The sequence below is a fragment of the Rhizocola hellebori genome (assembly GCF_016862955.1).
Classification (GTDB): domain Bacteria; phylum Actinomycetota; class Actinomycetes; order Mycobacteriales; family Micromonosporaceae; genus Rhizocola; species Rhizocola hellebori.
In genome coordinates, this window is the sequence record NZ_BONY01000061.1 from 47,601 (window position 1) to 55,404 (window position 7,804).

The 7,804-nt window shown below is 66.5% G+C and carries 13 protein-coding genes; 4 read left to right on the forward strand and 9 right to left on the reverse strand.

The features are described from left to right. The first annotated feature begins 2 nt into the window (after positions 1-2). Both Rhe02_RS35585 and Rhe02_RS35590 read left to right on the forward strand, forming a co-directional pair. The gene (locus tag Rhe02_RS35585; protein WP_203912845.1) at positions 3-545 is read left to right on the forward strand and encodes a 5-formyltetrahydrofolate cyclo-ligase; all 543 of its coding nucleotides are present in this window, start codon (positions 3-5) and stop codon (positions 543-545) included. Positions 546-604: 59 nt separating this feature from the next. Further along, a complete protein-coding gene (locus tag Rhe02_RS35590; RefSeq protein WP_203912846.1) occupies positions 605-931 on the forward strand; it encodes an FmdB family zinc ribbon protein in 327 nt (108 codons plus the stop codon). A 45-nt stretch (positions 932-976) separates the two neighbouring features. Here Rhe02_RS35590 and Rhe02_RS35595 read toward each other — a convergent pair whose 3' ends face one another. Continuing rightward, positions 977-1,129 carry a hypothetical protein gene (locus Rhe02_RS35595; RefSeq protein WP_203912847.1) on the reverse strand — a complete coding sequence of 51 codons (153 nt, stop codon included), beginning with the start codon at positions 1,127-1,129 and terminating at the stop codon, positions 977-979. A gap of 12 nt (positions 1,130-1,141) precedes the next feature. On the opposite strand from Rhe02_RS35595, the gene Rhe02_RS35600 reads away from it, so the two are divergent. Then, the gene (locus tag Rhe02_RS35600) at positions 1,142-1,414 is read left to right on the forward strand and encodes a hypothetical protein (protein WP_203912848.1); all 273 of its coding nucleotides are present in this window, start codon (positions 1,142-1,144) and stop codon (positions 1,412-1,414) included. On the opposite strand, the gene Rhe02_RS35605 is transcribed toward Rhe02_RS35600, so the two are convergent. Further along, entirely contained in the window at positions 1,411-1,890 is a 480-nt protein-coding gene (locus tag Rhe02_RS35605) for a DUF2231 domain-containing protein (protein WP_203912849.1), read from the reverse strand. The genes Rhe02_RS35600 and Rhe02_RS35605 overlap by 4 nt on opposite strands. A 141-nt stretch (positions 1,891-2,031) precedes the next feature. Here Rhe02_RS35605 and Rhe02_RS35610 point away from each other — a divergent pair, with 141 nt between their 5' ends. Further along, on the forward strand, positions 2,032-2,457 hold the full coding sequence (locus Rhe02_RS35610) for a Fur family transcriptional regulator (RefSeq protein ID WP_203912861.1): 426 nt from the start codon (positions 2,032-2,034) through the stop codon (positions 2,455-2,457). On the opposite strand, the gene Rhe02_RS35615 is transcribed toward Rhe02_RS35610, so the two are convergent. The 7 genes from Rhe02_RS35615 to Rhe02_RS35645 form a co-directional block, all read right to left on the reverse strand. Continuing rightward, positions 2,440-3,249: a RecB family exonuclease gene (locus Rhe02_RS35615; RefSeq protein ID WP_203912860.1), complete on the reverse strand. Its 810-nt coding sequence runs from the start codon at positions 3,247-3,249 to the stop codon at positions 2,440-2,442. The genes Rhe02_RS35610 and Rhe02_RS35615 overlap by 18 nt on opposite strands. A 76-nt stretch (positions 3,250-3,325) precedes the next feature. Beyond that, positions 3,326-3,940: a MarC family protein gene (locus Rhe02_RS35620; protein WP_203912850.1), complete on the reverse strand. Its 615-nt coding sequence runs from the start codon at positions 3,938-3,940 to the stop codon at positions 3,326-3,328. A gap of 55 nt (positions 3,941-3,995) precedes the next feature. Next, entirely contained in the window at positions 3,996-5,162 is a 1,167-nt protein-coding gene (locus Rhe02_RS35625; protein WP_203912851.1) for a hypothetical protein, read from the reverse strand. A gap of 2 nt (positions 5,163-5,164) precedes the next feature. Then, complete coding sequence (locus Rhe02_RS35630; RefSeq protein ID WP_373320756.1) at positions 5,165-5,851, reverse strand: SigE family RNA polymerase sigma factor; 687 nt, start codon at positions 5,849-5,851, stop codon at positions 5,165-5,167. A gap of 90 nt (positions 5,852-5,941) precedes the next feature. Further along, complete coding sequence (locus tag Rhe02_RS35635) at positions 5,942-6,766, reverse strand: PH domain-containing protein (RefSeq protein ID WP_203912852.1); 825 nt, start codon at positions 6,764-6,766, stop codon at positions 5,942-5,944. Beyond that, positions 6,763-6,930, reverse strand: a complete 168-nt coding sequence (locus tag Rhe02_RS35640; RefSeq protein WP_203912853.1) for a hypothetical protein — start codon at positions 6,928-6,930, stop codon at positions 6,763-6,765. Before Rhe02_RS35640 ends, Rhe02_RS35635 begins: the two co-directional genes overlap by 4 nt. Before the next feature lie 163 nt (positions 6,931-7,093). After that, positions 7,094-7,714, reverse strand: coding sequence for a DUF6758 family protein (locus tag Rhe02_RS35645; RefSeq protein ID WP_373320757.1), 621 nt, complete (start codon positions 7,712-7,714; stop codon positions 7,094-7,096). Positions 7,715-7,804: the final 90 nt, after the last annotated feature.

Sequence of the window (7,804 nt, forward strand, 5' to 3'; positions counted from 1 at the left end):
CGATGCTTACCCCTGAGATGAATGCCAAGGCAGCCCTGCGCCGTGACCTGCTCGCGGCCCGGTCGGAACTGACAACCGAGCAGCTCAGCAAGGCTGCGCACCTGCTGGCCGGGCATCTGGAAAATCTCCTGCTCGAGGTCAGGCCCACCACGGTCGCGGTATACGTCCCCTTTGGCAGCGAGCCCGGCGGCCCCGGGATGCCCGGCCTGGTGGCTTCGCTCGCCTCCAAGGTCATCGTGCCGGTGCTGCTGCCCGACAAGGATCTCGCCTGGACCGGCCTGGACGGCGGGGAGCGCCTGGCCCCGCAAGCGATCTCGCAAGCCGAGCTGATCATCGTGCCCGCGCTGGCCGTCGACGTCACCGGCTATCGGCTTGGGCGCGGCGGCGGCAGCTATGACCGAGCTCTCAGCCGGGCTTCCTCGAGCGCGCTTCTGGTGGCACTGCTGCACGACGGTGAGATCCTGGCCCAGGTACCTCACGAGCCCCATGATCGCAAAGTGCACCGGGCGCTGACACCGATAGGCGTCACAAAGTTAGACAGATGACCTCTCGATCGGGCACTATTGGCACTCGGGTTCCGAGAGTGCCAACGAGGAGACGAACCGTGCCGACCTACCAATACGCGTGCACCGCTTGCGGCCACCAGCTGGAGGCGGTGCAGACCTTTGCCGACGACCCGCTGACCGAGTGTCCGGCGTGTGAGGGCCGGCTTCGCAAGCTCTTCTCCGGCATCGGAGTGGTCTTCAAGGGCTCCGGCTTCTACCGGACCGACTCGCGGGCAGGCGCCTCTTCGTCACTGTCGTCGTCATCGTCATCTTCAGATGGCGCTGCGAAGAAGTCCGACAGCGCCAAGTCAGACAGCGCCCCGAAGCAGGCCGAGTCGAAGCCCGCCGCCTCAAGCGCAAGCTCGAGCTCGAGTTCTGCCGCCTAAGCACGCGTTTGCCCGATTCGGGCTATGCTGCACCGATGCGCGTCATCAATCCCAGTGCGGCGGGCGCTCGTCAAGCAGTCGATCATCGTTGCTGGTTTCGCGCTCGCCCCAGCCGGCAGGCGTGTCGTCGCGCGTCTGCTCGACCAGGACCGGGAGATCGTCGTCCAGCTCGACCACGCGCTCATCGTCGTAACTCACACGGGCAGAGTAATGGCTGAGGGCGACATAGTCTGGCGCAGGCCCGCCCCGGGCACGGAATCCCAAGCCGCCGCGGTCGGCTATTCCGGCCCTCCCGCCGGCGAGCCGGCGACCGCCGACTGGCACCTGCGCCACGAGGATCCAGTGACCGCGCCGCGGCCACTCCCGCGAGTGGACCACGACGCGATCGATGATGCCGAATATCGAGCCCGCTGGGTCACCTACGCGATCGGGTTCGCCGCGCTGGGCGTATTGCTCCTGCTGGCCTGCTCGCGCTTGTTCTAGCTCCAGACCATCCTGGCGCCGGAGTCACCTGTCCGGAACACGTAGTAACCGGTGAGCACGGCAAGCACCGCGGTAACCGCGATCAACGCGTAGCTGATCGCCCGAGAACTTGGCACAGTGGGCCGCCGCCCCGCAGTTGTGCAGTAATACACCAGGGCCAGCGCGGCCAGGCCCAGGCCAGTGCCCCACCACGCGGCCAATTCCCCAAAGCCCTGATGTACGTCAATTTCCTTGAGCGCCTGACCCTGGGCTCCGTTGGCGATTTGCCTGTCCCGGAGCGCCTCCCCCGACAAGCGCGCGAACCACAGTGCGATGGGCGCCACGAAGGCCAGCGAAACGACGACCCAGCCCAGGTACTTACGCAGCATGGGCACGAACGCATAGGCCAGAGCGGATGCCACCAGCAGTGGGCCGAAGACCACGGCCGCGTGCACAATTAGCGGGTGGGCCGGAAGCCCGAACAACTCGTCGATCATCTGGAAAGCCTAAACCGATCCGATTCGATGGCATACCCCCGGCGGGACGCCGTAGGAAATCAGCAAACCAGGAAAGTGTCAGTTACCACGTAACACACAGTTTTCTTGAATCGGTCCAAGTTACCTGGTGAAATGGACAGCATGCAATCCGGTGAGAACCTGCTTCGCGAGCGTGGTCTTCGAGTGACCAAGCCGCGTCTCACCGTGCTCGAGATTCTCAGTCACGGTGGCCATCTTGAGGTGGAAGAGATAACCCGGCTGGCACGCAGCCGCCTCGACTCCGTCTCCACCCAGGCCATCTACGACGTCCTCGGGGCGCTGGCTCGCGCCGGGCTCGCCCGGCGAATAGAGCCGGCCGGATCCCCGGCCCGATACGAGGCGCGCGCCGGCGACAACCACCACCACATCGTGTGCCGCAGCTGTGGCGTCATCGCCGACGTGGACTGCGCCGTCGGCTCCGCCCCGTGCCTGGACCCCAACCTCACCCACGGCTTCGACATCGACGAAGCCGAGGTGACCTACTGGGGTCTCTGCCCCGCCTGCAAACTGCTAGCGCTGCAGGACTAACCCCGACCACGCTTCCCGTTGCGGCGCCTCCACACCCGCGGGACAGATCTTGCGGAAGTCGCACCACCCGCACATCGGACCGGGCTGGGTCGGAAACGCGTCGTCGGCCGGAACTCCTTGCGCCACACTCTTTTCCGCCGCCACGATGTCCTGCGCTGTCGCCTCGGCGCGGCTCACCTGCCGGTTGAGCGACTCCTCGGTGTGCTCGTGCGCGGCCACCGTGCCGGTGGGCAGGTGGTGCAACTCGACTCGACGGCACTGGCGGCGAAACGTGCGCTGGGCCGCAAAGGCATATAGCGCAAGGGTTGACGAGCCCCGGGCATCGTCGTTGTCGAGCCCGGTGCGGCCGGTCTTGTAGTCGACGATCACCAGCTCGTCGCCACGGCGATCGATGCGGTCGGTGCGGCCGCTGAACGCGATCACCGCGGTCTTGGCCGCCACCGTGCGCTCCACCGCCAGCGGCTCGAAGTCGGGGTCAAGGCCCGCCAGATAGGCCTCAAGCCAGCCCAGCGCCCGCGTGAACACCTCGCGCTGCTGCACCTCGTCGCGATAGCCCTCGCGCACCCAGGTGGCTCGCAACAGCGTGGAGAGCGAGCCCGGCACGCGCTGCGGCTGCGGCAGATCCCACCAGTTGCGCAGAGCGGTATGCACGCTCGCGCCCACCGAATTGTGTGCCCAGGGCGGGCCTTTCTGCGGCATGGGCCGATCAATATAGCTATATCTATATCTGCGCGGGCAGTCGGTGTAGCTGGCCAGTTTGCTTGGCGTGCAAACGAAGAGCCGCTCGGGCATGAGATCGAACCCGAGCTGCTCGGCTCTCGGTTTGGGAGTGCTCACATGAACAGATGCTGCCAGGCCGGTACGACATTCAGTGGGATTGGGCGTACTTTTCCACGAAGGCACCCACCGCGTCGGCCATCAGCTGCACCGCGATCGCGGCCAGCAGCAGGCCGGCGATCCGGGTGAGCACCTCGATGCCGCTCGGCTTCAGCAGGCGTACCAAGAAACCTGAATAGCGCAACACCAGGTAGACCGCGACCATGACCGCCACGATCGCCACCCCGATCGCGAGGTAGTCGGAGCCGGAAGAGGATCGCTGAACAAAAAGCATCGTCGCCACGATGGCACCCGGCCCGGCGAGCAGCGGCGTCCCGAGCGGCACCAGCGCGACATTCGAAGTGTTCATCTGATCGGGGTTGTCCGCCTTGCCCGTCAGCAGCTCGAGTGCGACCAGGACCAGCAGCAGCCCACCCGCGCCCTGCAGCGCCGGAAGATCGATGTGCAGGTATTCCAGGATGGTCCGGCCGCCCACCGCGAAGACCGCGATCACACCCAGCGCCAGCGCCACGGCATTGAACGCGGCCCGATTGCGGTCGCGCGCCGACATCGCCCCGGTGAGCGCCAGGAAGATCGGGACCATGCCCGGCGGATCCGTGATCACGAGCAGGGTGACAAAGACCTCGCCGAACAGCTTGATGTTCACCCTGGACTAATAGCACGCTGCCTGGAGGTTTCCAGGTTGACGAACCGGGCCGCGGCTAAGCGCTTACTCCGTAGCGCGGAACCAGCGCCCATCCCGTGGACACCCCGGACGGCAGCGGCACCTTGCCACGTGAGCCGTCCATCCCGCAGGCCACGATGCCGGAGGCGCTGCTGATGGTGAGCACCGTCTTGTCGTCGGCCCAGACCGCCGGGGCGTGGCTCGCCGACGGACAGGTCAGCGCAACAGCCAGCTCGCCCGTGGCGCGGGCCAGTCCCACATCGATCACCTGCACACCCGTGTCAGACGGGATAGCGAGCCAGCGGCCATCGGGCGACAGCGAGACGTCAGCGCGCCCCAGCCGGTCACGGCCCGCAGCCCGCAGCAGCTCACCGCAGCCCAGCGACTGCCCGACGGCCCAGCCCCGGTCGGTGGGGGCGACGTCGCTCAGGCACACCGCGCCCTTCTCCTCCACCAGGCCCAGCGTCTGCTCGGAGCTCGAGCCGTAGACGGCCAGCAGGCGGTTGTTCCAGGTCTGTTGGTAGATCTGCACTCCGGCTTCCCAGCGATCGAAGCCGGCGGCGTCGTGCTGAAGGATCACATGTCCGCCCGCGAAGCCCACCGCCCGGGTCTTGGTGGGGACAGTCGCCTCGATCGTGGCGCCGGTGGCTGCCTCGGTCACCATGAGACTTTCGCTAGCCCCCGCGGTGACCACGCGCTTGCCGTCCATGCTGACCGCCCAGGACGAGATGTTGTCCCTTATGGGTACGGAGTTTCCGCCCAAAGTCATCAGCCGCAGCCGGAAGTCGTCGGTGTAGAGCCAGCCCGCCGGAACCCGGATCACCTCGATGACCTGGCTCATCCCGGTCAGGCTCAGTTTGCGTCCATCGGCGGTCCACAGGTCTGATCCCACGTGGACATCGATCGGCACCTCGATGGTCGGCAGGTCGGCGCCGGCCTTTTCCGGCTGCTCGATGTCGCGCCCAAAGAGCCCTTCGTAGGTGAGCACATCGGTGAACTCGCCCGGCGGCGTCCACATCCCCTTGAGGGTGGCCGCGCCACCGAGCATCGCGGCAAACGCCACGCAGGCCACGGTGATCAGGGTGAGCCGCCGGCCGCGGACGCCACGTCTGCCCCGCGAGATCGCGACGCCGGCCGGATCCAATGCCGACGGAGGTGTGCGCACCCGAGCGCCGAACATCTCGCGCAGGTCGTCCTCAAGCATGTCTACCGCCTGGCTCTCCCGACCGACACCGGTGCCGGCGCGGGTCGCACTTGCTCTGCGTCCTGCGGCGCCGACCGCTGAGTGGGCACCGCGACCGGTGGCACCGTGGTGGTCTGCTCGGCCTCGGCGACAGGCACCACCGCGGGTGCAGGGCGCAGCTGCGCTGCGTCCTGCTGCCCGGGCAACTGGGCACTGAAGCCTTCGGCGGCGAGCCGTTGCCGCAACGTCCCGAGGGCCCGAGAGGTCTGGCTTTTCACGGTGCCCGCCGAGATGTTGAGCATTGCTGCTGTCTGCGCCTCAGACATGTCCTCGTAGAAACGCAGAACAAGCACGGCGCGTTGTCGTCCGGGGAGAGCTTTCACATGTCGCCACAGCGCGTCGCGCTCCAGCTGCTCATCGAGCCGATCCGGAGCCGCCCTTTCGGGCAGGAACTCGGTGGGCCGCTCACCGTGCCACCGGCGCCGCCACCAGCTGGTAGCGGTGTTAACCAGCACTCGGCGCGCATAGGGCTCAACGGCCTCGATCTGGCCCAGCCGTTTCCAGGCGAGGTAGGTCTTGGTCAACGCGGTTTGCAGGAGGTCTTCAGCGGTCGCCCAATCGCCGGCCAGCAGGTAGGCGGTGCGGAGCAGCGCGGCCGAACGAGCGGTGACGAAGTCTCTGAAGTCGTCCTCCATCGATCGTTCCCCCACCAACGCACCTCCCTTACCAGCCGTCTCGTGAACGGTAGGCAAAGAGTGCCATACATGTGGGTCGGGCAACTACCCCCGAGAAGGCAACGTCTAGTCGTCTTCTTCGGCACGACCGAGGCGAGCCTCCACCGCGGCGGGCTCGTACATTTCCTCGACTATACGCAGGTAAACCTCGTTGGGGTTAGGCATGTGATCGACCTTGCGCAATGCCTGATCCTGGCCGGCCGACTCCAGCACGAACGTGCCATAACTGAGCATCCGGCCCAGCGGCGACTGCTCGTACTTCATGTCCGTCACCTTGATCAACGGCATCATCGCCACCCGCCTGGTGATCAGGCCGTTGACGAGCATCAGGCGCTTGTTGGTCAGGATGAAACGGTCGAAATACCAATCGGCGACACGCCAGGCTATCCAGCCCATGATGAAGGCCCAGATGACCACCGCGAACACCCACACGCCCGCGACCTCGAGCTTGGTCAGGAAACCGGAGAAGTAGCCCAGCCCGAAGGTGGCCACCACCCCGATCAGCAACGGGTTGGTGAGGTGGATCCAGTGCCGCTTCCACTCGCCCCGGTAACGCTCGGTCGGGAACAGGTAGCGGGCCACCATGGGGCTCGCCTCGTCGTCGAGCGGCATCACCCGCCGGCCGAGCGGCGCACCCGTGGCATCGAACCTCAGCTCGGCGAGCTCATCCTCGGAGAACTGCGGAAACTCGTCTCCCGCCGGGACGGGGCTGCCGGTGGCGCCCCCACCTGAGGCATAGGCGCCGACGCTCGCAGTGCCGACGAAGTGGGTTGACCTTTCGTCAGCCTCATCAGGCGGAGGATGCGCCTCAGCACGCGTGCGGGGAATCTGCTCGGTGTCCCGCTCGCGGCGCTGCTCCTCCGGCTCCTCTGGCCCCAGCGCGCCGGTCATGCGATTGTGGAGACCAAACTGCTGAAGAAGTCGCCGATGCCGTTCCCGATGTCGATGAGCGTGTTGCCCAGCGTCTTCACGACGTCTGCTGCCGCACTGGGTCGGAACGCCACGAAGAAGACCAGAAAGGCAATGCCTCCCCAAGTAAGGATCTTCTTAACCATGTCTGGCCAACTCCCTCTGCCGATCCCCTATGCAGGACATACATACGTGCACAGTCGTGCCTGGCCGTAGCGATTCTCAGACTAACAGCAACCATGCCCGCGCAGAATCATTAAGGCACAAGTCCGCAAGCGAGTGAAAGTCCGAAGAGGAAAGTTTCAACACCTACTGCGAGCAGGGCAAACGTGGTGTAGGGGCACCGAAGACCAGCTCAGGTGGCAGCCACTCGCACAGGTCATGGAGCACCGACGTCTCGGCGAGCAGATATCCGGCCTGCGCGGGCCAGCTGACGGCGAACAACCACCGTCCTTTCGCCTCACCCGCGTAGGCGCTGCGGTCCTCGGGGACGGCGACCGACCATAGTGGAGTCGGCCTTCCGGCCGCCTTCACCTTGGCATGAGGTTCTTGTCCGGCAACGGCTCCGGCCAGCAGCTGACCGGGGTCGGGGCCGGCGAAGCCGGCCATGTAAGCGCCCAGGCCCGTGCCCGGCTCCTCGGCGACCAGCAGCACATCGGCCGGGCCCGAACCCAGCGGAGCGGGGCCGGTGCAGGCCAGCGCGGTCGCGACGACACCCTCACGGTCGTCGCCGGCCCAGGCGAACCCGCTGACCATCCAGCCCACCGGCAGCGGCCACGGGCACCACACCGGGATGCCGGTATCGGCCGCCCGGTTGACAGCGACCGAGAGCGCGTCGGCGTTGACACGCCGAGAGGTGTGCAGCGGCGACACCACGCCGCACGTGTCGCAGAGCCAATGGGAATGAGCCAGCCCCGGCGGCCGCAACACGCCGCCGCACCGCGGACAAGACACCGCGAGGCCCATGTGCACCACTTTCCGCCTCGGCAAAGGCCGACGTCAACCGCTGTAATTCTGGCG

Bases quoted from the DNA above. Each gene is read 5' to 3' on its own strand.
- Rhe02_RS35635 (WP_203912852.1), bottom strand. From the start codon at position 6,766: ATGACCGGCGCGCTGGGGCCAGAGGAGCCGGAGGAGCAGCGCCGCGAG.
- Rhe02_RS35600 (WP_203912848.1), top strand. From the start codon at position 1,142: ATGGCTGAGGGCGACATAGTCTGGCGCAGGCCCGCCCCGGGCACGGAA.
- Rhe02_RS35625 (WP_203912851.1), bottom strand. From the start codon at position 5,162: ATGCTTGAGGACGACCTGCGCGAGATGTTCGGCGCTCGGGTGCGCACA.
- Rhe02_RS35615 (WP_203912860.1), bottom strand. From the start codon at position 3,249: ATGCCCGAGCGGCTCTTCGTTTGCACGCCAAGCAAACTGGCCAGCTAC.
- Rhe02_RS35605 (WP_203912849.1), bottom strand. From the start codon at position 1,890: ATGATCGACGAGTTGTTCGGGCTTCCGGCCCACCCGCTAATTGTGCAC.
- Rhe02_RS35610 (WP_203912861.1), top strand. From the start codon at position 2,032: ATGCAATCCGGTGAGAACCTGCTTCGCGAGCGTGGTCTTCGAGTGACC.
- Rhe02_RS35585 (WP_203912845.1), top strand. From the start codon at position 3: ATGCTTACCCCTGAGATGAATGCCAAGGCAGCCCTGCGCCGTGACCTG.
- Rhe02_RS35640 (WP_203912853.1), bottom strand. From the start codon at position 6,930: ATGGTTAAGAAGATCCTTACTTGGGGAGGCATTGCCTTTCTGGTCTTC.